The sequence below is a fragment of the Citricoccus zhacaiensis genome (assembly GCF_014645315.1).
Lineage (GTDB): Bacteria > Actinomycetota > Actinomycetes > Actinomycetales > Micrococcaceae > Citricoccus > Citricoccus zhacaiensis.
Window position 1 is genome coordinate 131,949 of record NZ_BMLQ01000007.1, and the last position, 26,151, is coordinate 158,099.

The 26,151-nt window shown below is 70.2% G+C and carries 24 protein-coding genes and 1 riboswitch; of the genes, 11 read left to right on the top strand and 13 right to left on the bottom strand.

Annotated elements, in window-relative coordinates; translation table 11 throughout:
- Window positions 1-9 precede the first annotated feature (9 nt).
- Both IEX49_RS12460 and IEX49_RS12465 read right to left on the bottom strand, forming a co-directional pair.
- Window positions 10-1,065: an amidohydrolase family protein gene (locus tag IEX49_RS12460; protein ID WP_188806487.1), complete on the bottom strand. Its 1,056-nt coding sequence runs from the start codon at window positions 1,063-1,065 to the stop codon at window positions 10-12.
- A gap of 56 nt (window positions 1,066-1,121) precedes the next feature.
- Window positions 1,122-2,177: an ABC transporter substrate-binding protein gene (locus IEX49_RS12465; RefSeq protein WP_188806488.1), complete on the bottom strand. Its 1,056-nt coding sequence runs from the start codon at window positions 2,175-2,177 to the stop codon at window positions 1,122-1,124.
- 160 nt (window positions 2,178-2,337) lie between these two features.
- On the opposite strand from IEX49_RS12465, the gene IEX49_RS12470 reads away from it, so the two are divergent.
- Together IEX49_RS12470 and IEX49_RS12475 are read left to right on the top strand one after the other, a co-directional pair.
- Window positions 2,338-3,096, top strand: a complete 759-nt coding sequence (locus IEX49_RS12470; protein WP_188806489.1) for an IclR family transcriptional regulator — start codon at window positions 2,338-2,340, stop codon at window positions 3,094-3,096.
- Window positions 3,093-4,331: an MFS transporter gene (locus tag IEX49_RS12475; protein WP_229672638.1), complete on the top strand. Its 1,239-nt coding sequence runs from the start codon at window positions 3,093-3,095 to the stop codon at window positions 4,329-4,331. Before IEX49_RS12470 ends, IEX49_RS12475 begins: the two co-directional genes overlap by 4 nt.
- Here the strand turns inward: IEX49_RS12475 and IEX49_RS12480 are convergent.
- Entirely contained in the window at window positions 4,284-5,519 is a 1,236-nt protein-coding gene (locus IEX49_RS12480; protein ID WP_229672639.1) for an MFS transporter, read from the bottom strand. The genes IEX49_RS12475 and IEX49_RS12480 overlap by 48 nt on opposite strands.
- Before the next feature lie 174 nt (window positions 5,520-5,693).
- Here IEX49_RS12480 and IEX49_RS12485 point away from each other — a divergent pair, with 174 nt between their 5' ends.
- Window positions 5,694-7,028, top strand: coding sequence for an MFS transporter (locus tag IEX49_RS12485; protein WP_188806490.1), 1,335 nt, complete (start codon window positions 5,694-5,696; stop codon window positions 7,026-7,028).
- Window positions 7,029-7,061: 33 nt separating this feature from the next.
- Here IEX49_RS12485 and IEX49_RS12490 read toward each other — a convergent pair whose 3' ends face one another.
- From IEX49_RS12490 to hisD, 7 genes are all read right to left on the bottom strand, one after another.
- Window positions 7,062-7,373: a hypothetical protein gene (locus tag IEX49_RS12490; RefSeq protein WP_188806491.1), complete on the bottom strand. Its 312-nt coding sequence runs from the start codon at window positions 7,371-7,373 to the stop codon at window positions 7,062-7,064.
- Window positions 7,374-7,444: 71 nt separating this feature from the next.
- The gene (locus tag IEX49_RS12495; protein ID WP_188806492.1) at window positions 7,445-8,638 is read right to left on the bottom strand and encodes an Ig-like domain-containing protein; all 1,194 of its coding nucleotides are present in this window, start codon (window positions 8,636-8,638) and stop codon (window positions 7,445-7,447) included.
- A 193-nt stretch (window positions 8,639-8,831) separates the two neighbouring features.
- Window positions 8,832-9,836: an aldo/keto reductase family protein gene (locus IEX49_RS12500; protein ID WP_188806493.1), complete on the bottom strand. Its 1,005-nt coding sequence runs from the start codon at window positions 9,834-9,836 to the stop codon at window positions 8,832-8,834.
- 127 nt (window positions 9,837-9,963) lie between these two features.
- The gene (locus IEX49_RS12505; RefSeq protein WP_115932123.1) at window positions 9,964-10,167 is read right to left on the bottom strand and encodes a cold-shock protein; all 204 of its coding nucleotides are present in this window, start codon (window positions 10,165-10,167) and stop codon (window positions 9,964-9,966) included.
- Window positions 10,168-10,415: 248 nt separating this feature from the next.
- A complete protein-coding gene (locus IEX49_RS12510; RefSeq protein ID WP_268237719.1) occupies window positions 10,416-10,880 on the bottom strand; it encodes an RNA-binding S4 domain-containing protein in 465 nt (154 codons plus the stop codon).
- A 64-nt stretch (window positions 10,881-10,944) separates the two neighbouring features.
- Window positions 10,945-11,499, bottom strand: coding sequence for a flavin reductase family protein (locus tag IEX49_RS12515; RefSeq protein ID WP_188806494.1), 555 nt, complete (start codon window positions 11,497-11,499; stop codon window positions 10,945-10,947).
- A gap of 73 nt (window positions 11,500-11,572) precedes the next feature.
- Window positions 11,573-11,692, bottom strand: a riboswitch (SAM riboswitch).
- Window positions 11,693-11,815: 123 nt separating this feature from the next.
- Window positions 11,816-13,123 carry a histidinol dehydrogenase gene (gene hisD, locus IEX49_RS12520; protein ID WP_188806495.1) on the bottom strand — a complete coding sequence of 436 codons (1,308 nt, stop codon included), beginning with the start codon at window positions 13,121-13,123 and terminating at the stop codon, window positions 11,816-11,818.
- A gap of 103 nt (window positions 13,124-13,226) precedes the next feature.
- On the opposite strand from hisD, the gene IEX49_RS12525 reads away from it, so the two are divergent.
- Complete coding sequence (locus tag IEX49_RS12525; RefSeq protein WP_188806496.1) at window positions 13,227-14,897, top strand: mechanosensitive ion channel family protein; 1,671 nt, start codon at window positions 13,227-13,229, stop codon at window positions 14,895-14,897.
- Between the two features lie 48 nt (window positions 14,898-14,945).
- On the opposite strand, the gene IEX49_RS12530 is transcribed toward IEX49_RS12525, so the two are convergent.
- The 3 genes from IEX49_RS12530 to IEX49_RS12540 form a co-directional block, all read right to left on the bottom strand.
- A complete protein-coding gene (locus IEX49_RS12530; RefSeq protein WP_188806497.1) occupies window positions 14,946-15,485 on the bottom strand; it encodes a universal stress protein in 540 nt (179 codons plus the stop codon).
- A 24-nt stretch (window positions 15,486-15,509) separates the two neighbouring features.
- Window positions 15,510-16,349 (bottom strand): SDR family NAD(P)-dependent oxidoreductase, encoded by an 840-nt coding sequence (locus IEX49_RS12535; protein ID WP_188806498.1) that lies wholly within the window; start codon window positions 16,347-16,349, stop codon window positions 15,510-15,512.
- A 180-nt stretch (window positions 16,350-16,529) separates the two neighbouring features.
- Window positions 16,530-17,396: an MBL fold metallo-hydrolase gene (locus tag IEX49_RS12540; RefSeq protein ID WP_188806499.1), complete on the bottom strand. Its 867-nt coding sequence runs from the start codon at window positions 17,394-17,396 to the stop codon at window positions 16,530-16,532.
- Between the two features lie 11 nt (window positions 17,397-17,407).
- Here IEX49_RS12540 and IEX49_RS12545 point away from each other — a divergent pair, with 11 nt between their 5' ends.
- From IEX49_RS12545 to IEX49_RS12575, 7 genes are all read left to right on the top strand, one after another.
- Window positions 17,408-18,517 (top strand): glutathione S-transferase family protein, encoded by a 1,110-nt coding sequence (locus tag IEX49_RS12545; RefSeq protein WP_188806500.1) that lies wholly within the window; start codon window positions 17,408-17,410, stop codon window positions 18,515-18,517.
- 26 nt (window positions 18,518-18,543) lie between these two features.
- Window positions 18,544-19,788 (top strand): alpha-hydroxy acid oxidase, encoded by a 1,245-nt coding sequence (locus tag IEX49_RS12550; protein ID WP_188806501.1) that lies wholly within the window; start codon window positions 18,544-18,546, stop codon window positions 19,786-19,788.
- A gap of 124 nt (window positions 19,789-19,912) precedes the next feature.
- Window positions 19,913-20,956 carry an NAD(P)-dependent alcohol dehydrogenase gene (locus IEX49_RS12555; RefSeq protein ID WP_188806502.1) on the top strand — a complete coding sequence of 348 codons (1,044 nt, stop codon included), beginning with the start codon at window positions 19,913-19,915 and terminating at the stop codon, window positions 20,954-20,956.
- Between the two features lie 177 nt (window positions 20,957-21,133).
- Window positions 21,134-21,910 carry a LamB/YcsF family protein gene (locus IEX49_RS12560; RefSeq protein ID WP_188806503.1) on the top strand — a complete coding sequence of 259 codons (777 nt, stop codon included), beginning with the start codon at window positions 21,134-21,136 and terminating at the stop codon, window positions 21,908-21,910.
- Entirely contained in the window at window positions 21,907-23,670 is a 1,764-nt protein-coding gene (locus IEX49_RS12565; RefSeq protein WP_229672641.1) for a 5-oxoprolinase subunit B/C family protein, read from the top strand. The genes IEX49_RS12560 and IEX49_RS12565 overlap by 4 nt, the downstream gene beginning before the upstream one ends.
- Window positions 23,667-25,442 carry an acetyl/propionyl/methylcrotonyl-CoA carboxylase subunit alpha gene (locus IEX49_RS12570; protein WP_229672643.1) on the top strand — a complete coding sequence of 592 codons (1,776 nt, stop codon included), beginning with the start codon at window positions 23,667-23,669 and terminating at the stop codon, window positions 25,440-25,442. Before IEX49_RS12565 ends, IEX49_RS12570 begins: the two co-directional genes overlap by 4 nt.
- A complete protein-coding gene (locus IEX49_RS12575) occupies window positions 25,435-26,127 on the top strand; it encodes a GntR family transcriptional regulator (RefSeq protein WP_188806504.1) in 693 nt (230 codons plus the stop codon). Before IEX49_RS12570 ends, IEX49_RS12575 begins: the two co-directional genes overlap by 8 nt.
- Window positions 26,128-26,151 lie beyond the last annotated feature (24 nt).

Here is a 26,151-nt window from a genome sequence, read left to right on the forward strand (position 1 = left end):
GGTGTGGGGTCAGAGCTCCAAGTCGAACACGCGAGTGGCGATGCCCTCGAAGAACTCGAACCTCTCCTCGTCCGTCAGCGGCAGCTTGTCCTGGAGCTCCACCTCGGAGGGCTCGTACTGGTACGGGTAGTCCATCGCGTACATCACCCGGTCCGCACCCATCATCTTCCGGACGAACATGATCTCGTCCTCCCAGGGCATGCCGCTGGTGGTGATCCAGACGTTGCGGCGGATGTACTCCGAGGGCTTCAGCGGCAGCGGCTTCACGTGCGCGTAGCGGCCGGTGGCCACCTGCTTGCCGTACATGTAGTCGATCCGGTTCAGCCAGAACGGCACGGCCTCGCCGAGGTGGCCGACCACGAGCTTCAGGGCCGGAAAGCGCTCGAACACCCCGGAGACCACCAGCCGCATCAGGTGCAGGCCGGTCTCCACCCCGAAGCCGTACATCGAGCCGTCCAGGCCTCGGTCATGCAGCGGCTTGAACAGGCCGGCGGAGGGGGCGTTGGGATGCAGGTAGACGGGCACCCCCAGGGACGCGGCGGCCTCGTAGAACGGCAGGAACTCGGGGGAATCCGTGTAGCGGTCCCGCACGTGGGAGTTCAGGATGGCGCCCTTGAGGCCCAGTTGCGTGACGGCCCGCTCAAGCTCGGCGGCGCCGGCATCGGCTGCGGTGAAGGGCACGGCGGCCAGCCCGGAGAAGCGGTCGGGCCGCTTCCGGACGATGTCCCCCAGGTGGTCGTTCGCCACCCGGGCGAGGTCGGTGGCCTGGGCGGCGGCCAGGGGGTTGGTCCCCGGTGCGGTCAGGGCCAGGATCTGATGGTCGACGCCGGCCGCGTCCATCTCCTGCAGGCGCACCCCCTCGGTGTCCACCATGCGCTCCCGGATGAACCGCGGGCGCTCCCCGTCGCCGAGCGCGTAGTAACCCATCAGGCTCATGAAGCCCGGATCGTCCTCAGGGTGCTCGCCCAGGATCCGGCGGAAGAGGTCGAACATCTCCGGCGGGGCCCAGGCCTCCTCGGTGGCGATACGGCGGTAGGGGCGGGGGGCTGCGGCGGGGCTGGTCATGTGCGGGGGTCCTTGTCTCTCTCGGGGGTGGTCGTCGGCGGTGGTGCGGGACGGGGTCACTCGGCCGCGGGGGTAACGATGTCCTCCACGGTGATCTCCTCGTCCATGAGCCCATAGCGGACCATGCGCTCGTTGAGGAACTGCAGGGTCTCCTCGTCCACGCTGGCGTTCCAGACCGGCAGGTGGATCTGGCCGGCGAGGTCGGGTTCGATCGTGGTGACCTCGGGGAGGGCCTCACGGAACGCGTCCGGGTCCTCGGCGATCGCCTGGCCCGTGGCGTCGACGCCCCGCTGGAACGCCTCCACCACCTCCGGGTTCTCGGCGGCGTAGTCCTCGGAGGTCATGTAGGTGCCCACCATCATGTCCGGCCGGGATTCGGTATAGGGGCTGGCGACCTCCACGGCCCCCTGGTCCAGTGCCATGGTGACGAAGGGTTCGATGAGCAGGGCGCCGTCCACCTGGCCGTTGGCCACCGCCGGGAGCATGTCGGAGAAGCCCATCTCCGCGAAATTGACCTGCTCGCGGTCCGCGCCCGCATCCTCCATCAAGGTCATGATGACCACGTCGTTGATGTTCTCCAGCGTGTTGACCGCGATGGTGGCGCCCTCGAGGTCGGAGACCTCCTCGATCCCGCTGGAGCTGGAAGCCACGATGCGGGCGAAATCCTCGGCGGGTTCCGCCACGGTGCGGGTGCCGGCTGCCACGATGGTGATGGGCAGGCCCTTGCTGGCGGCCAGGATGGCACTGACGGTGTTCGAGCCGGCGAACTGGGTCTCTCCGTTGACCACGGCCGGCACGGCTGCGGCACCGCCGATGCTGACGTCCACCGTGACGTCCAGGCCCTCCGCCTCGAAGTAGCCCTCGTTCACCCCGTACTGGAGGAAGGCCGAGGGCATGCCGGCGGTGTCCGCCACCCGGACCTCCGTGGTGCCCTCCGTCCCGCCCGTTCCGGTAGCGGCGCCCTCGGCGGGCGACCCTGTTCCAGCGCCGGACTCCTGGCCTGAGGTGCCGCCACCGCCGCAAGCGGTCAGCAGCAAGGGTGCTGCCAGCAGTGGTGCCAGCCAGCGGCTGCGTCGCCGGGGGCTCGTCCATGTCCTCGCGGTCGTGCTCATCGGTGCTCCTTGCTCGTGCCGGTGTGGCTGTCCCGGCTGCTGTGGATGGTGACTCCGGTGTTTCCAGAAGCGTAGGATGCGAGATCATCAGGCGGAACGATTCAGCTAAGTGTTCTGATGTACGGAACAACGGCCCGCAGGGATAGACGAGGAGGGTGCCATGACGGAGATCAGGTCCGTGGTCCACGCACTGACAGTGGTGGACCGCGTCATGGCGGAGGGCGGCGTCCGCGTGCGGGAGATTGCCGAGGACCTCGGCATCGCCCCGTCCAGCGCACACCGCCTCCTGGGCACGCTGGCCTCGCGGGACTACGTGGTCCAGGATCCCTACAGCCGCGTCTACCGACCGGGTGCCGCCCTGCTCTCCCTGGCCGGTGGCGGGATGGAGAACCGGGAGATCCGGCGGGCCGCGCACCGCCCCATGGAGTCCCTGGCCGCGGCCACGGGGGAGTCGGTCTCCCTGTCCGTGCTGGTCCGCTCCGAGGTCGAGTTCGTCGACGGGATCGAGTCCGCCCACGTTCTCCGCGCTTCTCCTCGCATCGGCGCCCGGATGCCTGCGTACGGCACGGCCGGAGGCCGGGTGATGCTGGCAGATCTGGCCCCGGCCGACGTCGCCGGAATGTTCGGCGGTGGTCTGAAGAAGCTGACGGACCACACCGTGGACACCGTGCCGGACCTGACGGGGATGCTGGCTAGAATCCGACAGGCCGGCTACGCGGTGTCCCGTGGCGAGAGCACGGAGGGGATCTCCGCCATCGCGGTGCCACTGAGGGATGTCACCGGCCGCACTGTGGCCGGCTTGGCCGTCGTGGCCCCCACGGAGCGGCTGCCGGACGCCGGGCTGTCGGTCCTCATCGACCAGCTCCAGCAGGCCGCCGAGGCGTTTTCCGAGTCGCTAGGGAATCGAGGAATGGAGTGAGCCAGGCAACGCCGGCGCCGCAACCGGAGGTGCCGAAGGCCGGCGCGGCGCTGTTGACCGTGCTGCTCATCGCCATGGGCGTGGGCCCGCTGCTCAACTACGGGCTCTCGGCGACCTCGGACTTGCTGATCCAGGAGCTCGGGGTCTCGGCCGGCCAGTTCGGCCTCCTCGTGACGGTGCTGTTCGTCAGCGCCGCCGTCTCCTCCATGGTGATCGGACGGCTCGCCGACGTCCTCAGCATCCGCAGCCAACTGGTCTTCAACTACGGCGGAACCGTGCTGGCGCTGCTGGTCTCGGCCCTCGGCCCGCAGTACTGGACCTTGATCGTGGCCTGCGTCCTCGTCGGGCCGGCTCAGGTGATCGCCAACCCGACCACCAACCGCGTCATCTACTCGGCCGTGCCCGCCGTCAAGCGGTCCGGCTGGATCGGCGTCAAACAGTCCGGGGTCCAGGCCAGCCAACTGGTGGCCGGGCTGCTCTTTCCGGCTGCGGCCCTCTGGGCCGGTTGGTCCGGTGCGGCGCTCGCCGCCGCCGCGGGGGTGCTGGTGCTGCTGTGGTGGTCTCTGCGCCACATCCCGCCGGAGGACCCCACGGACTGGTCGGCCGTCCGCAATGTCCTGGCGGACCGGTTCCGGCGTCGGCGCCCCGGCTCGGCGGCCTCCCTGCCGGTCCAGGTCTGGCTGTTCGCCGCCGTCGCCTTCTTCTCGGGCATGGGCACTCAGGCCACCAACGTGTATCTGCCGCTCTTCGCGGTGCGGGACCACGGCTACAGCCTGCTCATCGGAGGCCTCGCCGCCGGACTCTCCGGAGTGGTGGGCGTGGCCAGCCGCATCTACTGGGGCCGTGCCCTGGGTGCCGGGCGCCGGCCGGGCACATTGCTACTGCTGATCTCCTCCGGCGCCCTGCTCGGCATGGCCTGCATGGCCACCTCGTCCCTCTGGGATCTGCCCGCCCTGTTCTGGGCCGGGGTCGTCCTGCACGGATTGACCGTGCTCGGCACCAATGTGGTCGTCAATGCGGGGACCATGCAGGCCGTGGACGCCACCCGGATCGGCGCGGCCAGCGGCACCACCACCATGGGCATGTACGCGGGCTTCGCCGTCGGTCCCGTGGGGATGGGCGCGATCGTGGAGCTGACCGGCGGATTCGTCCTCGGCTGGGTGCTGGTCGGCGTTGCCTATGCCGTCCTACTCGGCCTGGCCGTGGCCATGGTCCGCACCACCAGCCGGGGTTGAGCCGGCCCGGCGTCCGTGGGCGAACCAGTAGGCCACCAGAGCCACCGCGACGAAGCCGGACAACAGCAGGTACATCCCGGAGTACCCCGTGGCCGGCAGCAGGGCTCCCAGCAGCACAGGGCCCAAGCCGGTACCGACGTCCAAGAGGAGGAAGAAGGTGGAGGTGGCCACGCCGATCTGGAAGGACGGCACCAGGGTGGCCGCCACGGTCTGCAGGGACGTGAGCGTGGAGCCGAAGCCGAGGGCACACAGGCCGGCCGAGAGCAGGATGCCGACAGTGGTCGGCCATAGTGCCAGCACGGCCAATCCGGCCACGAAGAGCACCAGCAGCGGGAAGACCACGGCATTGTCACCGTACCGGTCCTGGGCCGGACCCACGATGAACCGGGACGCCACCAGCACCGTCGCGTAGACCACGAAGAAGAGGCTGGTGACGGTAGGACCGATGCCCTGTTCCTGGGCGTATCCGTTGAGGAAGGCCAGAATGCCGGAGTAGGCCAGGCCGGCCATGAGGATGACCAAGGCGACGGGCAGGACCGGCACGGAGATCAGGCTGCGGAGGGAGAACCGGTGGCGGGATCCGTTGCCGTGGCGTAGGACGGCCGGCAGCTGCACGAGGAAGCCGGCCAGCAGGCCGATGACGGCGAAACCGGTGCACACGATGAACAGGGAATCGAAGCCGAAGCGGTCGGTCAGCTGGAAGGCCAGCACCGGGCCGACGGCGGCGCCGATGTTCATGGACGTGCCGAACCAGCCGGTGCCCTCGCCGCGGCGGTGGGGTGGGATCATGCCTTGGACCGCGGTGGCCAGTACCGTGCTCGCCGCCCCGAACCCCAGACCGTGGACGAGCCGGACGGCGATCAGCAGGCCCAGGCTGTCGGCCGCCAGGTACAGGGCCGATGCAACTAGGAAGAGGGCCAGGGCGGAGATCAGAAGTCGCTTGCGTCCGATGAACTCCATGGCCTGGCCGGAGAACAATCGGGCCACCACGGCGCCCAGCACGAACGCGCTGACGGCCAAACCGGACATGACCTCAGAGGCTTGGAACTCGTTCACCGCGTAGAGCGCCATGGCCGTCACCAGCAGGTAGAACACCAGGGACAGGAACAGGTTGGTCGTGAAGGTGAGGATGAAGTTCCGGCTCCACAGCCGCTGCGGAGGCAGCGGGGTGCTGGATTCAGAGGACACGAAGGGACCGGCTTTCTGGGCTGCGGAGAGGACGGGGCGAAGGTCCCGGCAACGGCAGGGCCGTGGCGATTCTAGCCCTCCGGCCCCCGTCGGCGGCCGAGGGAAGGGCGGGGAGACGGGTAGCGGAGGGGCGCGGGACGGAGGCAGGGGTGTGCGAGGACTACTCTGGAGATCATGGCAAACCGCGGAAACCTGACCTGGCTCTGGGTCATGATCGCCGCAGCAGTCCTCACGCAGACCGCCCTGAACCTGTTGCGGCCCGTCACGAGCTACAAGCTGTTGGCCTTGGGTGCCGGGGAAGCGACGGTCGGCCTGGCCACCGCTGCGTATGCCATCCTCCCGTTGGTGTTCGCGATGTCCCTGGGACGGCTCAGCAGCCGGCTGCCCACGCTGCGCGGCATGATCGCCCTGGGGGCGCTGGTGCTGGGACTGGGCGGTGTCGGCCTGGCCTTCGGTTCCAACGTCGCCGTGCTGATGGTGTCCTCGGCTGTGCTCGGCATGGGCCATCTGCTGTTCACCATTGCGGGCCAGACCGTGATCGGCCGGCGTTCCGCCCCGGAGAACATGGACGCGGCGTTCGGGTGGTTCACCGCCGCCTTCTCCGTGGGACAGATGTCCGGACCGCTGGTCTCCGGGCTGATCCTCGGCAACGCCACGCTCAGCGAGGCCACGCACAGCACGGAGTTCGCCGGCCGCATTGATGGTGCACTATGGCTCGGTGCGGCCTGCTCCCTGCTCGCCGTGCCGGTGATGTACCTCATGCGGGCTGACGGCGGCCGCCGCTCCCGACGCCTGCCCGCGGAGCCCACGGAGGAGCCGGGGGACCGGACCCATGGCCTGGGGGACGAGAACAGCGGGCCGGCAGGGTCGGCGTCGGACACCGAGGCTTCCGTGGGGGCGCGTGACGAGGGCACGGCAGCACCGGGAAAGCCCACGATGCTGGCCATCTGGCGGGTCCCCGGGATCCCCTCGCACATGATGGCGTCCCTGGCCCTGCTGGCGATGCTGGACATCCTCACGGCATTCATGCCACTGGTCGGTGAATCGGCCGGCGTCTCACCGTTCTGGGTAGGCATCCTGCTGGCCGTCCGCGGGGGAGCCTCGTTCCTGTCCCGGATCGTGTTGCCCTGGATGTCCGGCCGGTGGGAGCGGCACCACCTCGTGCTCGTGTCCCTGCTGGCGTCCGCTGTGGCCCTGGGATTCGTGCCGCCGGCCCTGGAAGGGTGGCACGCCATCTGGCTGGCGGTGGTGCTCATGGCCGTAGGCGGCTTCGCCCTCGGCATCGGGCAGCCGCTGACCATGTCCTTGGTGACCCAGGCGGTGCCCCCGACCTGGCGTGGGCCCGCTCTGGCGTTCCGGCTGGTCGGCAACCGGGTGGGGCAGGTGGCGATGCCGGTGGTGGCCGGCCTGGCGGCCGCACCCCTCGGGCCTGCCGGTGGCATCTGGTGCGCCTGCCTGATCCTGGCCGCTTCCGGCACGGAGCGACTGGTCTCCGGCCGGAAGCGTTAGCAGGAACTGAACGCGAGCAGAGGCTGACCGATTCTAGGCGGGGACGCCTGAGCCTTCCTCGTCTTCCTCGTCGTCCCGGCCGGCCCACTCGGAGTCCTCGTCCGGCTCGGCAGCGCCGCCAGAATCATCCGAGCTGCCCTCCTGGTAGTCCGGGACGCCGTTGTAGTCCTCGTCCCCGTCCAGCAGGAAGGTGTCCCGGCGCAACGGGTCGATCGCATCCAGTGAATCGGGGTCATCGGAGGAACCGTGATCCGTGGTCCCATCGCGGCCGTCAGCCGGCTGCTCCAGGTCGTTCTCGGGCTCTTCGATGAATTGCTGTTCCAGATCGTCTTCGTAGCGGGCCAACTCGAACCTCCTGAATCTCGGGCGGCCCTTCGGCGGACAATCCGTCCGAACGGCCGCATCGTCCGGTCAGTCTAGTGCCGACGCTCGCCGCGCGGCAGGGCCGCCAGGGCCAGGGCGATGAGGGCGATCATCATGAAGCCCACCCCCGCGAACAGCCACAGGGTGGACCCGGTGTGAGTGGTCCGCTCGGCGGCGGCCACAGGCTCCGTGCTGCCAGGGCCGTCTGTGGCCGCACGGCTGGCACCCTCAGCGCCGTCAGCAACATTGCCGGTGCCGTCCCCACTGGGGAAGTTCCCGCCGCCGGGACGCGACGTCATGCCGGCGGAGATGCCCGCGATGAGTTTCTCGGCATCCGCCACGGCCCGAACCGGGCAGGCGATGGCGGTGTCCCTGATGATGTTGCTGAGCTTCTGTGCGCTCGGCATCTCGGCCGCTGGTGCGGAGGGAGATCCGGGGCCGTCCGGCGTCTGGCCGCCCGAGCCGCCGCCACTCGAGCCGTTGTCACCCGCATCTCCGGGAGCTGAGCCGCTCGGGCTGCCGTTGCCGCCACCTCCGTTGCTGGGGGTCCCGGTGGCAGCACCGGTGGTCGGGCTCGAACCGCTGGGGGTAGCCGGATTCCGGGTCGGTCCGGCTGTAGGGCCCGACGTCGGAGCCTGGGTCGGCGTGCCCGACCCGCTGGTCGGCTCGGGGCCCGGTTCCGGGGTGGAACTCGTGGGTGCCGGCGTGGGGCTCGGGCTCGTCGGAGTGGGAGTCGGAGTAGTACTGGGGGTTGGCGTCGGGGTGGGAGTCGGTGTGTGGCTCGGTCCTGCCTGCACCAGGATGGAGATCTCGCAGTTGGACGTGCCGCCGCGTCCATCATCCGCGGTGACGATGAGGCCGTCGGTGCCGTGGACGTCGGTGGGTGCCGTGTACGTCACCACGTGTCCTTCCACGGTGGCCTCGCCGCCGAGCCAGGACGTCCCCGCACTCAAGGTGATGGTGTCCCCGTCCGGATCGAGGGCTGGGATGCGCACGGACTCGGTGTCTCCGGCTTGGGTCATGAGACCGGGGCAGTCGATCTGCGGAGGCTGATTGGCGCCCGAGGGGGGTGAAGGCGAGGACGAGGGTGGTGTGGGCGCTGGGGCCGCGGACTGCGTGGGGCCCAGTGAGTCGCTGGGCGACGGCATCGGGGTGGCCTGAGCCGTTCCGACCAGCCCGGCCAGCACCACGAGGGTGCCGGCGATGGTGGCCACGGAGCGTCCGAGGAGCGGGAAGGCTCGACTCATGGAGGAGTGGTCAGCAGTGCACCCTGCCCTGGTGGTCATGCTCCGCCCCCGTCGGTTGGCACTTGACCCCGTGTTGCCCGCCCCGTTGAGCAGAACGGGCAACACCGGCTAACTGTGATCATACCGTGATATATCCGGTTGTCCACATCACGGAAGCGTCACAGGGCGAGGAGTGACGAGGGTCACGGAGGGGTCAGGCGACGCGGCCCTCCGGGACGGATACGAGTGAGGGATCATCCGTGACGACATGGCCGATGGCCGCGTCGATGGCACCGAGCGTCGCCTCGTCCAAGGTGAGGTCCAGTGCCTTGACGTTCTCGGCAATCTGCTCCGGGCGGGAGGCTCCGACCAGCGCGCCGGCAACATTGGGGTTGGACAGGACCCAGGCAATGGCGAGCTGACCCATGGTGGCGCCGAGCCCGTCCGCGATGGGGCGCAGCTTCTGGACGGCGGTGAGGACCTCGTCCGTCATCTTGCTGGCCATCGAACGCGCTCCGCCCTTCTCATCCGCACCGCGGGATCCCTCCGGGGCCTGCTGGCCGGGCAGGTACTTGCCGGTGAGGATGCCACCGGCCATGGGAGACCAGACGATCTGGGACAGGCCGAGGTCCTCACAGGCGGGGACGACCTCGCCCTCGATGACGCGCCACAGCATAGAGTACTGGGGCTGGCTGGAGATGAGCTGGAACCCGAGCTGGGCGGCCATGGCGTGGGCCTCGCGGATCTTGTCCGCCGGCCATTCGGAGACGCCGATGTAGAGGGCCTTGCCGGCTCGGACGATGTCCGCGAATGCCTGCATGGTCTCCTCCAGCGGCGTCTCCACGTCGAAGCGGTGGGCCTGGTAGAGGTCCACGTAATCCATCTCCAGGCGCTGCAGGGATCCGTTGATGGACTCCATGATGTGCTTGCGGGAGAGGCCCGTGTCATTGTGGCCCTTGGGGCCGGTGGGCCAGTAGACCTTGGTGAACACCTCGAGCGACTCCCGGCGTTCGTTCTTCAGGGCCTCACCCAGGACGCTCTCCGCCTTGGTGTTCGCGTAGGCGTCCGCCGTATCGAAACTGGTGATGCCCTGTGCCAGGGCCTCCTTCACGCACGCATGGGCCGTCTCGTTCTCGACCTGGGAGCCGTGGGTGAGCCAGTTGCCGTAGATGATCTCTGAGATCTTGAGCCCGCTGTGGCCCAGGTAACGAAATTTCATGGTTGTACCCTAGACCGGATTCTGTTTCAGTGGTGCGCTGACATGGCGCGTTGGTCACAGCGAAACGGCCACCGTCCCCGCGGGGATGGTGGCCGTTCTGGAGCCTGAAGGGTTCAGGCGAACTCGGTCAGAGCGGGCGGACTGCAGCAGCCTGCATGCCCTTGGGGCCCTGCTGGGACTCGAACTCGACCTTCTGGTCTTCCTGCAGTTCGCGGAAGCCATTGCCCTCGATGGCGGAGAAGTGAACGAAGATGTCAGCGGACTGATCGTCCGGGGAGATGAAGCCGTAGCCCTTCTCTGCGTTGAACCACTTGACGGTACCTGTAGCCATGATGGGCCCTTTCCTGAGGTTGTAAACCCGTCGGTCTTCCAACGGGGGCGAAGCGGCATGTGCGAAACCGCTTCCTACAACGCCCCGAGCGGCCCGAGGGCCAACCGGTCCGCAGTGGTGACGGACTTACTGCTACTACTACTTCTGTGACACATAATACGGGAGAAACCGCGGAACAGAAGCCCTCAATTTCCACTGTGGGCATTCTTTTCCCGGTGTTCATCTGAGGCCGTCGTCGGTCCGGGAGCTCACTCGGGATCGAGGCCGCGGTCGAGGTCTGGCTCTGGGTCGGTACGGCCGCGGAGCCGGTCCAGCTGGCGCCGGTCTCGCTTGGTGGGCCGGCCGGCGCCCCGGTCTCGGCGGGGCACGGCCAGCAGTTCGCGGGGCACGGGTTCGGGGGAGTGATCGAGGTAGTGCCGGACCGCCTCGGGGGCGCCGACCCGTTTGGCCACCAGACCGGTGACCTCGAGGATCCGCTCGCGGCCCGGGAGGCGCAACCGGATGGTGTCACCCGGCTTGACCGGCTGGGCGGCCTTGGCCGGCTGCCCGTTCAGGCGGACGTGACCGGCCCGGCACGCCGTGGTGGCCGCCGACCTGGTCTTGTACATGCGCACGCCCCAGAGCCAGGCATCCAAACGGACCGAGCCGGCCGGCGTCGTGCTCACGCCCGCGCCCGGACGTGGACGCCGCGCGGAGGGGGTGGCGGAAGGCATGCCGGAAATCCTACCTCCGGACCGGACACCGGCCCCGAGGAACGCGGTGAGGAAGGACGTGAGCTTACTGGTTGCCCTCGGCGGTGCGCAGATTGCGGAAGGCCGAGCGGTGGAACACGATTGGCTCGTGTTCTGCGGAGTGGTCGTGCACGCCGTGCACCTCGAGCAGGACCATGGTGTGGTCACCGGCCGGCAGCTCGGAGTAGACGGTGGTGTCCAGCCACAGGGCGGCGCCGTCCAGGAAGATCGCGCCCTGGTCCGTGGAGCGGATGTCCAGGCCGGCGAAGCGGTCTCCCTCCTTGGAGGCCAACTGGCGGCAGACGTCGGTGTGGTGCTCGCCGAGGATGGAGATCCCGATCCGCTCGGCCTGCTTCAACTGGGGCCAGGTGCGGGAGGTGTTCTGCACGGCGAAGGAGACCAGCGCCGGCTCCAGGGAGACACCGACGGTGAAGGAGGAGGCCACGAGGCCCTCCTTCGCACCGTTGGCGACTCCGGCGAGCGCGGCCACGCCGGAGGGGAAGTGGGAGAAGGCCGAGCGAAGGGTCTGTGTGGACAGGTCTCGATCGAGGTGAGTGCCGAGGTCGGCGGTCTGCTGGTCGTGGGTAGCCAGGGCGGTCATGGTGGGTCCTCCGTCCGAAGGCGCATCTGCACGGCGGTACGCCACGGGAACGTCCCGATCGGCACCAGCAGAAACGCGGTACTTGCCTGCCGGGGCATCCGGTAGGCCGAATCCTCACCTGGAGCACCCCACTACTGCGTGAAGAGGGTTGCCGTCCCGCAAGCCAGGGCTGTAACAGCGGGAACTCGTGATTCTGTGTCCAGACTAACGACGGACGTCCGGATCGGTCAAAGGGTTTCCCGGACTATGAACCCGCGTGACCACCGCCCCACCGCTCCTCGGGACGTCCAGGCATGGCAGCTGGCGGGGCCGCAGGTCAGCGGAAGCGCAGGGAGACGGCCTCACCGTGGGCCGGCAGTCCCTCCGCCGCGGACAGGGAGGAGATCTTGGTGTCCAGCTCCTTCAGCCCCGTCTCCGTGTAGCGGATGAGCTGCTGCAGGCGCAGGAAGCTCACCGTGTTCAGCCCGGAGGAGTAGCGGGCGGAGCCGCCGGTGGGCAGCACGTGGTTGGAGCCGGAGGAGTAGTCGCCCAGCGGCACGGGCGAGTGCGGGCCCACGAACACGGCCCCGGCATTGGTCACCCGGCGGGCCGTCTGCAGGGGGTTCACGGTGTGGACCTCGAGGTGCTCGGCGGCGTAGGCGTCCGCCACGGCCAGCGCCTCGTCCAGGGTCCTCACGAGCAGGATCCCGGACTGCGGGCCGCCCAGGGCCTGGCGGATCTGCTCCTCGTGGAGACTTCCCGGCACCTGGCTCTCGATCTCGGCCGCCACGTCCCGGGCCAGCTCGGGCGAGGTGGTGATGAGCACCGAGCCGGCCATGGGATCGTGCTCGGCCTGGCTGATGAGGTCGGCGGCGACCCACCGGGCATCGGCGGTGCCGTCTGCCAGTACGGCGATCTCGGTCGGCCCGGCCTCCGCATCGATGCCGATGGTGCCGAGGAGGGCGCGCTTGGCGGCGGCCACGAAGATGTTGCCCGGCCCCGTGACCATGTCCACGGGGGCACACAGGCGGGTGCCGTCGTCGTCCGCCACTCCGTAGGCGAACATGGCCACCGCCTGGGCGCCGCCCGCGGCGTAGACCTCGTCCACGCCGAGCAGGGCGCAGGCCGCGAGGATGACAGGGTGCGGCAGACCGCCGAAGTCCTTCTGTGGCGGAGAGGCGACCGCGAGCGAGGCGACCCCGGCGGCCTGGGCCGGGACCACGTTCATCACCACGGAGGAGGGGTAGACGGCACGGCCGCCCGGAACGTAGAGACCCACGCGGTTCACCGGGACCCAGCGGTTCTCGACCACAGCCCCCTCCCCGAGCTCCACCTCGGACCCCGCGGGGACCTGGGCGGCGTGCACCTTGCGGGCGCGGTCGATGGACTCCTCGAGGGCGGCGCGGACCTCCGGGTCCAGGGACTCGAGCGCCTCGGCGAGCCTCTCGGCCGGCACGGCCAACGACGGCGGCCGGATCCCGTCGAACTGCTCGCCGAGATCCAGCACGGCCCGGGCCCCCTCGGTACGCACCCGGTCCAGGATCGGCAACACCTTCGGCACGGCGGCGGCCACGTCGGTCTCGGCGCGGGGGAGCACCGTGGCGGGATCGTAGGTGCGGCCGCGCAGGTCCGTGGTGGCAAGCATGGGAGGGCTCCTGTGATTCCGAGGGATCGGCTGGTTCCGGTGGTCCAGCGTCCATTCTCCCCCCGTTCAGGAACGACTGAGAACCAGATGACAGACTGGGGCCATGCCGAGTTTGTCCTTCTTCACCGACCTGTTCACCGCTTCGCCCGCCACCGTCCTCGCGTCCGGGGCGGGGCTGAACTCCGAGTCGACGGCCGAGCCCAGCGGATCCCCGGAGAACATGCAGGACAGCGTCCGCGAGGGGGCCGAAGGCGCCGTCGACTCGCTCGGACCGTTCTGGGGGATGCTCTCCACGGTGGCGATCTCCGTGGCATTCGCGCTGGCCGTGCTGGTGGTCGCCTGGCTGCTGGTCAGCGCCGTGCTGCGCCGCAAGCCACAGCTGCGCAGCCAGGTCGCCCGGTGCCGGGTCCCGGTGGCCGCGGCCGCCGTGCTGCTGGCGGTGCGGATCGCCCTCGGGTTGACCGCCTCCACCTATGCCTGGTTCAACGGCGTGAATTTCCTGCTGATGGCCGGCATCATCGCCTCCCTCGCCTGGCTCGCGCTGCGCGTGGTGCGGATCGTCGAGGAGCGGCTGCTCGGCAAGTACGCCTCGGAAGGGGTGGACGACCGCCGGGACCGCAAGATCCGCACCCAGACCGTGCTGCTGCGGCGCGTGATCCAGGCCGCCGTCATCGTGATCGCCGTGTCCATCGTCCTGCTGACCATCCCGCAGGTTCGTGCCGTCGGCGCGGGGCTGCTGGCCTCGGCCGGCGTGATCTCCGTGGTGGCCGGCCTCGCGGTGCAGTCCACCCTGACCAACGTGTTCGCCGGCATCCAGCTGGCATTCACCGACGCGATCCGCGTGGGAGACGTGGTCACCGCGGACGGGGTCTACGGCACCATCGAGGACATCACCCTCTCCTACGTGGTGGTCAAGATCTGGGACGGGCGCCGCGTGATCTACCCCTCCAGCCACTTCACCACCACCCCGTTCGAGAACTGGACGCGCACCGGGTCCGCGCTGTCCGGGACCGTGGAGATCGACGTGGACTGGCGGGTTCCGGTGGACGCCACCCGAGAACGCCTCAAGGCGCTGCTGGAGTCCACCGAGCTCTGGGACGGCAAGGACAGCACCATCCAGGTGAGTGAGGCGCTGGGCGGCACCGTGAAGCTCTGGGTGGCGGTCTCCGCCCGCAACGCCGGCGACCTGTGGGACCTGCGCTGCCTCGTGCGGGAGGACCTCGTCAACTTCCTGCGCAGCGAGCATCCCGAGGCGATCTACGCGCAGCGCTTCGCCGAGACGCCCGTGCAGGCGCCCAGCCTCGCGCCCGTCGGCGCCGAGGCCGCGGCAGGCAACCCCAGCGCAGGCGAGCCCGGCACGGGCCAGGTCGGCACGGGTGCGCCGGCGGGACAGGAGCACGACGGCGGCGCGTCCGCTGGTGCGTCCGGTGGTGCGTCCGGCAGCCAGCCGCGGACACCCACCAGCCCCCTGCCGCAGGTCGACCCCGTCACGGGTCAGCAGCCGTCCACCGGGGTCACCGCAGCCGTCACCGGCTCCACGCCCCTGACCCGGTCCAGCGACGACTCCACGGTGTTCACCGGCTCCATCACCGCGGTGGAACGCAACCGCGAGTTCGCCGGCCCGGGCGAGGCGGCCTTCGCCGAACGCAAAGAGAAGGTCGCGGAGGCCGAGGAAGCCGGCGACGGTGCCGAAACGGACAGCGACGTGGACGGGCAGCCGCAGCGGCGTCCCGGCCGGGACCACGCCAAGGGGATTGACCATGGCGATCGCTGACCTGGACACCCGGATCGGCTGACCCTTGCCGGTCGGGTGTCGGGTGGGCTATCGGCGCGGGCCGGTGTCCGTCCTGGCGGGGTCGGGGCCATCAGGGGCCTCGGTGATGTCCGTGGCCTCCTCGAGGGCCCGCGGCTCAGGGGCGGCGGCGATGTCCTCGGGCGGCGCGTTGCGGACCACGCCGGAGGGCTTGGCGGGATTCTCCTTGACGCAGAGCACCGGCTGGTCGAGCTCCTTGAGCAGCCCGTCCGAGACGGAGCCCATGACGAAGCGGCCGAAGGTGCCACGGCGCTTGAGGCCGATCACCACCACGGAGGGCTGAACCTCATCCGCCACGTCCTTGAGCTCGTCCACCGTCGAGCGGCCACGGGCGTACTGGCGGAACTCGGCAGACAGGCCGGTGGAGTCCAGGAGAGTCTGTAATTCCAGCTGCTGGTCCTCCGTGACCATGGAGTCGTGCTTGTGCTCTCCGCCAGGCCCCGCGTTGACCACGAGCAGGTCCTCATGGGTCAACCGGGCGATGCGGATGGCCTCCTGGAGCGCAGCCTTGGATTCCTTGCTGGCCGTGTAACCGACGAGAATGGTCATGGTCGGTCCTCCTCTCGTCAGGGGCTATCTGGCCTTGGGTTCGATCCGGCTGAACCGCTCCACCACGGCATCCGGGCTGAAGCGGGCGGCCGTCATGAGGGAACGATACCGGCGGGAGGGGATGCACACGCTCCGGCCCTCGGCGGCAGCGGTCAGGCCCTCGCGGACCACGTCCTCGGCATCCATCCACGCCCACTTGGGCTTCTTGGAGGTGTCGATGCCGGCCCGCGTGTGGAACTCGGTCCGCACCGGGCCAGGGCACAGCGCCGTGATGGTGACGCCGTCAGGCTTGTACCGGGTGTTGGCCCATCGGCTGAAACTGATGGACCAGGCCTTCGCGGCGCCATAGCTGCCCTCGGGGATGAAGCCGGCCACGGAGGACACGTTGATGATCCGGCCGCCGCCGCGGGCCAGGAAGGCCTGGATGGCGGCGTGGGAGAGCAGCATCGGCGCCTCGACGAGCAGCTTGAGCATCGCCAGTTCGTCCTCCGCCTCACTCGCGTGGAACTCCGTGGCCAGGCCGGAACCGGCATTGTTCACGAGCATGGTGATGGGCTGCTCACGCTGGCGCAACCGTGCGGCCACCACTTCGACGCCTTCGGTGGTGGCCAGGTCCGTGGTGAGGGTCTCCACGCTGATGCCGTACTGGGCCTCGAGACCTTGGGCCTTGGCGACCAGTTGATGCGGGTTGCGGGAGGTGATCACGAGGTGGTGCCCCTGCCCGGCGAGCTGCCGGGCGAACTCCGCCCCCAGCCCGGCGGTGGCGCCGGTGATCAGGATCGTCTGGCCGGTGCCCCGGGGCGAGGTGCCGGCCGGGACGAGCTCGTCCTGCTGGAGTGCGCGTTCATCGAGTTGTTCTGCCACGTGGTCCGCCTAGTTTCATGACTGCCGTCCGACTTCCGAGAAGTACTCGGGAGGTGGGGGTGGTGGAGGTGGACCCTCCGCATCCCATGATATTCGGGCGCGGTGCCGGAGGAGCGGCAGATCAGCGGCGCGGGAGATCACAGTCTGGACACTCTCCGCGTTGGCCGACGTCAACCCTCGTCAGACCTCATTCTCAAGGTAGGCCAATTGGGCGGACAGGGACTTGACGGCGGCGGGTCGCACCCGTTCGTCGATGTCCGGGTACACGGTGTGGGAGAGCAGCCGGGCGAGCTCGTCGATCGAGGCAGCGTTCCGCTGTCCCTCCTCCAGAGCCGCCAGCGCCTGGCGGGCCTGGTCCAGGCGCTGCTGGCGGTGGCTGCGGTAGGCCGTCCCGACCTGCGCCATGGACGGCAGGACGGGACCGTGGGCCGGCAGCACCGTGGCGTCTCCGAGGGCGATCAGGGTCTCCAGCGAACGGAGGTAGTCCGCGAGCGTGCCGTCCGGATGGTCGATCACCGTCGTCCCCCGGCCCAGCACCGTGTCCCCGGTCAGCACCGAGCCGGCCGCGCCGTCGTCGGGCAGGGCGAAGGAGAAGGAATCCGAGGTGTGGCCGGGCGTGTGCCAGGCGGTGATCACGACGCCGGCCGCAGGGATCCGCTCGCCGGGCACCAGGGGCGCCCCGCCGCGTGACCAGTCGGGGGAGCCGCCGCGGACCGGGGCCCCGGTCCGCGCGGCGAAGAGGTCCACGGCGCCGGTGTGGTCTCCATGGTGATGGGTCACGAGGATCAACTCGATCCGGCGGCCCCCGGCCGCCTCGAGTACGGCTTCGAGATGCTGCTCGGCACCCTCCACCGGACCCGGGTCCACCACGACCACGGTCTCGGCCTCAGGGTCTCCGATCAGATAGGTGTTGGTGCCCTCCAGCGTCATGCCCGAGGGATTGTCCGCCAGCACGGATGTGGTCAGGTGCGAGTCCGCCTGCGGTGAGGTCGAATGGACCGGCGGCTGTTCCGGCTGTGGCTCTGGGGCGGGTGCGGTGGAGGCCATAGGCTCAGTGTATGGACCAGAACGAGAACCGACAGGGCAGTTACGTGATGGCCGGGCAGGAATTCACCCGGGACACCAATTACATCCAGGACCGGATCGTCGCTGACCCGGCTGCCGCGCTGGCTGCGCCGCGGGTCGCCGGGGACAAGATCGGCCGGGCGCGGGGTGGACTGACCGAAGGGGCTGAGGCCTGGCCGGTGGAACCCGGCCGCTACCGCCTGGTGGCCGCCCGGGCCTGCCCCTGGGCCAATCGCACCATCATCGTGCGCCGGCTCCTGGGGCTGGAGGACGTCCTCTCTCTCGGCACCCCGGGCCCCACCCATGACGAGCGATCCTGGACCTTCGACCTGGATCCGGGCGGCAAGGACCCTGTCCTGGGCACCGAGCGCCTCCAGGAGAACTACTTCCAGCGCTTCCCCGGCTACCCGCGGGGCATCACCGTCCCAGCGATCGTGGACATCCCCACCGGCGCCGTGGTGACCAACGACTACCCGCAGATGACCCTGGACTTCTCCACCCAGTGGAAGAAGTACCACCGTGAGGGCGCACCGGACCTGCTTCCGAAGGAGAAGCTGCCGGAGATGCGGGAAGTCGTCACCCGCATCTTCACCGAGGTCAACAACGGCGTGTACCGCTGCGGCTTCGCCGGCTCCCAGGAGGCCTACGACTCCGCCTATGACCGTCTCTGGACCGCTATGGACTGGCTTGAGGAGCGCCTGACCGGCCGCCGGTACCTCATGGGGGACACCATCACCGAGGCCGACGTGCGGCTCTTCACCACGCTCGCCCGCTTCGACCCCGTCTACCACGGTCACTTCAAGTGCAACCGCAACAAGCTGGACGAGATGCCCGCGCTGTGGGGATATGCCCGGGACCTGTTCCAGACGCCCGGCTTCGGGGACACGATCGACTTCACGCAGATCAAGAGCCACTACTACGAGGTGCACCGGGACATCAACCCGACCGGGATCGTACCGCAGGGCCCGGACCTGAGCGGCTGGCTCACCGAGCACGGACGCGAGGAGCTCGGCGGCTCGCCGTTCGGAGCGGGGACCGCGCCGGGCCCGGTGCGCGAGTCCGAACGAGTGGATGCCGGCCACAATCCCCTCTACCCGGCCTGAGCGGCCGGCCTGAACGGAAGGACCCGATGAAAAGGCAGTTCCCCCGGATCTCCGAGTTGCGCCCCTTGATGCAGTTCGGCCGCCCCGGCCTGGACCGGCGGGCCGCTCGTCTGGCCCGCGCCGCGGACATCGACGATCTGCGGACCCTCGCGCAGCGGCGGACCCCGCGCCCCGCCTTCGACTATGTGGACGGCGCTGCCGGCCAGGAGCTGACGGCCCGGCGCACGCGGGAGGCCTTCGCCTCCACGGAGATGCTGCCACGGATCCTGCACGGCACCGCCGCGGCGGACCTGAGTACGCCGATCGCCGGAGGCACCTCGGCGCTGCCTTTCGGCATCGCTCCGACGGGCTTCACCCGGTTCATGCACGCTGAGGGCGAGGACGGGGGAGCGGCCGCCGCGGCTGCCGCGGGGATCCCCTTCACCCTCTCCACCATGGGCACCCGTTCACTGGAGCAGGTCGCCGAGGTGAGCGACGCCGTCGCGATGGAGCGGCATGGGTCCCCGGGCACCCGGTGGTTCCAGCTGTACCTCTGGAAGGACCGCCAGCGTTCGCTGGACCTGATCGAACGCGCTGCGGCGGCCGGCTTCGGCACGCTGATGGTGACGGTGGACACCCCGGTGGCGGGGAACCGCCTGCGGGACGTGCGCAACGGCATGACCATCCCGCCACGGCTCGGCCTCAAGACCGTGCTGGATGCCAGCCACCGGCCCGAGTGGTGGTTCAACTTCCTGACCACCGACCCGCTGACCTTCGCCTCGCTCAGCACCTCGGCACAGGACCTGCAGTCCATCATCAGCAGCATGTTCGACCCCACGCTGTCCATCCGGGACCTGGAGTGGATCCGCAGCGTGTGGCCCGGCCGGCTGTTCGTCAAGGGCGTGCTGACCGCCGAGGACACCCGGCGCTCGCTGGATGCCGGAGCCGATGGGCTCGTGGTCTCCAACCACGGCGGTCGTCAGCTGGACCGGGCTCCCGTGTCCCTCAAGGCCCTGGCCGAAGTGCGCGCCGAGGCCGGCCCGGACGTGGAGATCATCCTGGACTCCGGCATCCTCACCGGATCGGACATCGTGGCGGCGCTGGCGCTGGGGGCGGACTTCACCCTCATCGGCCGGGCCTATCTGTACGGTCTCATGGCCGGCGGGCGGCAGGGCGTGGAACGGGCCATCGAGCTGCTCGCCGAGGAGACCCGGGTGGCGATGATGCTCATGGGTGCGGCCACGGTGGCGGACCTCCGGCGCGAGGGCCGGGTCCGCGCCCCCTGGCTCTGACGGTCACGGTCTCCTCGGCTGGTATCGCGGGGTGAGAAGAACTCTTGCGCCGTGCCGTCGGCGGCGTGTAGGACTCGTCAGAGTGGTCACCGGACCATGCCCAACCCGCTTTTCAGGAGGACCCGTGCGTGCCGTCGTGTTTGAGAACTACCAGACCTTCCCCGAGCTCAAGGACGTCGAGAAGCCCGTTCCCGGTCCCGGCGAGGTCCTGCTCAAGGTGGCCGGAGCGGGAGCCTGTCACTCCGACGTTGCGATCTTCCAGGACTTCACGGAGGGAGCCCCGGGCGCCCAGAGGCCGGAGTTCACCCTGGGCCATGAGAACTCCGGCTGGATCGAGGAACTCGGCCCTGGCGTGGAAGGTCTGAACAAGGGGGATGCCTACCTCGTCTACGGGCCCATCGGGTGCCAACACTGCCGGGCTTGCTCGCGCGGCCAGGACACCTACTGCGAGAACGCCGCCACGATGCCGTACATGGGGGTGGGACTCGGGCGCGACGGCGGGATGGCCGAGTACGTGCGCGTGCCGGCCCGCAACCTGGTCCCCCTGGGCGACGCCGACCCGGTGGCCGCGGCATCCCTCTCCGACGCCGGGCTCACCCCGTACCACGCCATCAAGCTGGCCCTGCCGCACCTCAACGGTGGCGGCAAGTACGCCCTGGTCATCGGCCTGGGCGGGCTGGGCCTGCTCGGCGTGCAGATCCTCAAGGCCCTCACCGGGGCCACCGTGATCGCCACGGACATGAAGCCTGAGGCGATGGCCGAGGCCGAGAGGCTCGGCGCCGTCACGGTGCCCGGCGGCGAAGGCCAGATCGAGCGGATCCGCGAGATCACCGGCGGCCGAGGCGTGGACGCGGCCTTCGACTTCGTGGGCGTGGCTCCGACCGTGAAGACGGCCATGGAGTCCACGGCCCGCCAGGGCCGCTGCACCATCGTGGGGATCGCGGGCGGGTCCTATGACTGGTCCTTCTTCACCGCCCCCTATGAGGTGGAGCTGACCAGCACCTACTGGGGCACCATCGAGGAGCTCTACGAGGTGGTCGACCTGTTCAAGGCCGGCCAACTGGAGCCGATGTACACCACGTACCCCATGGACCGCGCCCTCGAGGCCTACCAGGCCCTGGTGGACGGGAAGATCTCCGGCCGCGCCGTCGTCGTGCCACATTCCTGACGCCCCGGGTGATCAGTTGCGGGATTCCGACCCGGTCCGGGCTCGGACCACTGGGGTGGAACCCCGCAACTGATCGCTCGACCCGGACGGCTTCGCACCTCCCACGGAAGATTGTTGAACAATCGCTGACTGTGGGGCATGCTGGGGTGACCATGAAGAGAGACGGAGGTCACCACCGTGAACGCACAGGGCAGCACCGCACAGATCGACCTGAACAGTGACGTCGGCGAGTCCTTCGGCTCGTACACCCTGGGCGACGACGCCGCGATCTTCCGCTCGGTGTCCTCCGCGAACGTCGCCTGTGGCTTCCACGGCGGCGACCCGTCGGTGATCGCGCAGACCTGCCGGGATGCCGCGGCGGCGGGGATCACGGTCGGGGCGCACGTGGCCTACCGGGATCTGGCCGGCTTCGGCCGCCGGTTCCTCGACTGCTCGCCCACTGAACTGGCCGACGACGTCCTGTACCAGATCGGCGCCCTGGAGGCGATGGCCCATGCGGCCGGGACCGCCGTCCGGTACGTCAAGCCGCACGGTGCGCTGTACAACACGATCGTCCACCATACCGTGCACGCCAGAGCCGTGGTGGACGCCGTCAAGGCCTACGATCCCGAGCTGCCGCTCCTCCTGCTGCCGGGAGCCGTGGCCGCCGAGATCGCCTCGGCCGAGGGGATGCGCGTGGTGACGGAGGCCTTCGCCGACCGCGCCTACACCCCGGAGGGAACCCTGGTCTCCCGCCGTGAGCCCGGCGCCGTCCTCCACGACGAGGAGCTGGTCGCCGAGCGCATGGTCCGGCTCGCCACCGAGGGGACGCTGACCGCCGTGGACGGCACCGAGATCCGCGTGGAGGCAGCCAGCATCTGCGTTCACAGCGACACTCCCGGGGCGGTGGCGATGGCGGCCGCCGTCCGGGCCGGCCTCGAGGGGGCCGGGGTGCGAATCGGCTCCTTCGCGTGAGCGGAACCGCACCCGGCACCCACCGCGCGGTGGCAGGCGCCAGCCCGCGCGGAATCCGCTGGTCCGGCACTCGGGCCTTCCTCCTCGAGTGCGGGTCCCTGGCCGACGTCGTGGCGTTGCACGCCCGCCTCACCTCCGAACCGTTGCCAGGACAGATCGAGGCCCTGGCCGCCGCCGAGACCCTGGCGCTGTCCTTCACCCATCGCGGGGCGGCCCTGTCCGCCGCGGAGGTCCTGCGCAGGTGGGGCCCCGTGGAGGGTGACGTGCAGACGGGCGGCCTGGTGGAGATCGAGGTCGTCTACGACGGCGAGGACCTGGACGAGGTCGGCGAACTGACCGGTCTGGGCCGGGACGGGCTCATCCGCTGGCATACCGGGACCGTATGGATCGGGGCCTTCGGCGGCTTCGCCCCCGGCTTCACCTACCTGGTGCCGGCGGACGGCCGGGCTGACAACTCGGCTGACAACCCGGCGGACGGCCGGGCAGAGGATCGGGTACCGGACCGCACCCTGGACATCCCCCGCCGCGACAGCCCCCGCACCACGGTCCCGGCCGGCTCGGTCGCCTTGGCCGGACGCTTCTCCGCCGTCTACCCCCGGACCTCCCCGGGCGGCTGGCAACTGATCGGCCGCACCAACGCCACCCTGTGGGACCTGGATCGTTCCGAGCCCGCGCTGGTGGCCCCGGGGGACCGCGTCCGCTACCGTGCCGTCCGCGAGCACGCGCGCATCAGCGCGGAAGGAAACACAGGCCCCGGCACGACGCCGGCCGGCACCACGGCCCCCGGCACCGGTCCCGCGGTGGTCATCGAACACCCCGGACTGCAGTCCCTCATCCAGGATCTGGGCCGCCCGGGCCACGGCGATCTCGGGGTCTCCGCCGCCGGTGCCGCGGACGTGGATTCGGCCCGGCAGGCCAACCGGATCGTGGGCAACGCCCCGGCGGCGGCCGTGATCGAGACGCTGCTCGGCGGACTGCGGCTGCGCGCACGCGGACACCAGGTCCTGGCGCTGGCCGGTGCGGAGGCCCCGGCGGTCATCACGGCCATCGCCGGAGGGCTGCCTGCCGACCGGGTCGTGGCCCATCGGGCACCCTTCGCCCTCTATGACGGGGAGACCCTCGAGATCGGCGAGCCCACGGCCGGGCTGCGCACTTACGTGGCCGTGCGCGGAGGTCTGGAGGCCGACGTCGTGCTCGGCAGCCGCTCGACGGACACGATGTCCGGGCTCGGGCCCGCCCCACTGGTCGCCGGCACCGACATCGCGGTGGGCACGGGGCCGCGCTGTGCCGCCGTCGGGAGCGCTGAAACGCCGTTGCGCCCGATGCCGCGGGCCGAGGCGACGACCGAGTTGCGCGTGGTTCCCGGTCCCCGCGACGACTGGTTCGGCCCGGCCGGGCTGGACCGGCTGGCCGTCCAGGACTGGCTCGTGACCGACCAGTCCAACCGCATCGGCGTGCGGCTCGCAGTGGCCCCGGGCGGGACGTCGCATGCCGGCAAGCCCCTCGAGCGGATCAGGGACGGTGAATTGGCCAGCGAGGGAGCCGTGACCGGGGCGCTGCAGGTGCCGCCGTCCGGGCTGCCCGTGCTGTTCCTGGCCGATCATCCCGTCACCGGCGGCTATCCCGTGATCGGGGTCGTGGTTCCGGAGGACCTGACCCTGGCCGCCCAGCTGCCCCCCGGGGCACGTGTCCGCTTCGTGCTGACCACCCCGTCCGAGACCATCCCGTCCGAGACCGTCCCCGAGAGGACTGATCCATGAGCCCACACCGAACCCTGACCAAGGTCCTGATCGCCAACCGCGGGGAGATCGCCGTGCGCGTGGCCCGCGCCTGCACGGATGCCGGACTCACCTCCGTGGCCGTGTACTCGGATCCGGATGCGGACGCGATGCACGTGCACCTCGCCGACGAGGCCTATGCGCTGGAGGGCACCTCCGCCGCGGAGACCTACCTGGACATCGGCAGACTGCTCGAGATCGCCCGGCGTTCCGGGGCTGATGCCGTGCACCCGGGCTACGGCTTCCTGTCCGAGAACGCGGATTTCGCCGAGGCCGTGATGGAGGCCGGGTTGACCTGGATCGGTCCCTCCCCAGCGGCGATCCGTGCCCTCGGGGACAAGGTCTCCGCCCGGAAGATCGCCATCAACGCCGGGGCGCCCCTGGTCCCGGGAACCGATGGGCCGGCGGAGGACGCCGCTCAGGTGCGGGCCTTCGCCGAGGAGCACGGCCTGCCGGTGGCCATCAAGGCCGCCTTCGGCGGTGGCGGCCGCGGTATGAAGATCGTGCACCGGATGGAGGAGGTGGAGTCCGCCTTCGACTCCGCCGTGCGGGAGGCCGTGGCGGCCTTCGGCCGTGGCGAGTGCTTCGTGGAGCGGTTCCTGGAGAAGCCGCGGCACGTGGAGGCACAGGTGCTGGCGGACACCCACGGCACCGTGGTGGTGGTCGGCACCCGGGACTGCTCCCTGCAACGCCGGAACCAGAAGCTCGTGGAGGAAGCCCCCGCCCCGTTCTTGACGACGGAGCAGCTCGAACGCATCCATGCCTCCGCGAAGGCCATCTGCCGCGAGGCGGGCTATACCGGCGCCGGGACGGTCGAGTACCTGGTGGCCCCGGACGGGCTGATCTCCTTCCTCGAGGTCAACACCCGCCTCCAGGTGGAGCACCCCGTCACCGAGGAGACCACGGGAGTGGACCTGGTCCGTGAGCAGTTCAGAATCGCCGCGGGGGAGCGGCTCTCCCTGAGCGAGGATCCGGCCCCGCGCGGCCATGCTCTCGAGTTCCGGCTCAACGCCGAGGACCCGGCCCTGGGCTTCCTGCCCTCCCCGGGGACGGTCGAGGCCTTCGAGGCGCCCACCGGTGCAGGAGTCCGCGTGGACACCGGTGTGCGCTCGGGATCCACCGTTCCGGCCGAGTACGACTCGCTGCTCGCCAAGCTCATCGTCTGGGGAGAGGACCGTCAGCAGGCGATCCGGCGGGCACGGATGGCCCTGGGCGAACTGGCCATCCGCGGCCTGCCGACCGTGGTCCCGTTCCATCAGGCCGTCCTGGACCACCCGGATTTCACCTCGCAGGATGGGCTCGGCGTCCACACGACCTGGATCGAGTCGGCCTTCGCCGCGGACCTGGAGGCCTCGCCCTACCTGGCCGCCGCCACGCCCGGGGCTGAACGCACCGAGATGACCGTGACCGTGGACGGCAAGGCCGTCAGCCTCGGCCTGCCCGCCGAATTGGTTCGTGCGCTGCGCAGTGGCGGCCGCGGCGGCAGCGGGGACACCGCCGGGAGCGACGGTGGACCGGGACTCGTCCCGGAAGGCAAGCGGGCCGGCGTCGTCCCCGCCCCGATGAACGGCACCGTGGTGACGTGGCTCGTGGAGGACGGGGCCGAGGTGGCCGCCGGGGAGGACCTGGTGGTGCTGGAGGCGATGAAGATGGAGACCGCCGTGCCCGCGCCGGCGGCCGGTGTCTTCACCCGCGCCGGGCTCAAGCCGGGCAACCCGGTGAAGCGCGGGCAGGAACTGGGTCGCCTTGACTGAGCCCTCAGCACCAACGCCGGCACCGGCACACACGGCGCGTGCCGCGCACGCGCACACGGGGGCGTGGGCGGCGCAGGTCCTGCGCACCAGGATCTCCCGCGGTGAGTTGTTGCCCGGGGCCAAGCTGGCGGAGCAGGGGCTCGCCGCCGAGCTGGCCGTCTCCCGGAACACCCTGCGCGAGGCCTTCGGGACGCTGGCGGACGAGCTGATCGTCGAACGGCTGCCCAACCGGGGAGTCTTCGTCGCCGAGCCGGATGCGGAGGACATCCGGGAGATCTACCGAATCCGCCGCATGATCGAGCCGGCCGCCCTGCTCTGGGGGGAGCTGACCGCACCGGCGCTGGCCGAGCTGGACGAGATCGTCCGGCGCGCGCTCGCCGCCCTCGCGGCCGGTGACGTCCCCGGCATGGCGGACGCGAACCAGCAACTGCACGGGGTGATCGTGGCGATGGCCGGCTCGCCGACCCTGTCCACGGTCATGGACCGGACGCTGGCCCGGATGCGGCTGGTGTTCTACCGGATGTCCGATGCCCCCGATTTCCACTCCGGGTACGCCGAGCACAACCGTGACCTGGTCCGGATGCTGCGGGACGGCCGCCGCGAGGAGGCCGCCGCCGCCCTGCGGACGTATCTGGACACCGCCGAGGCGGAACTGTTGGACCACCTGGACCGCCGGGGCCTCTGACCCGGCCGGCAGATCCGGCCCGAG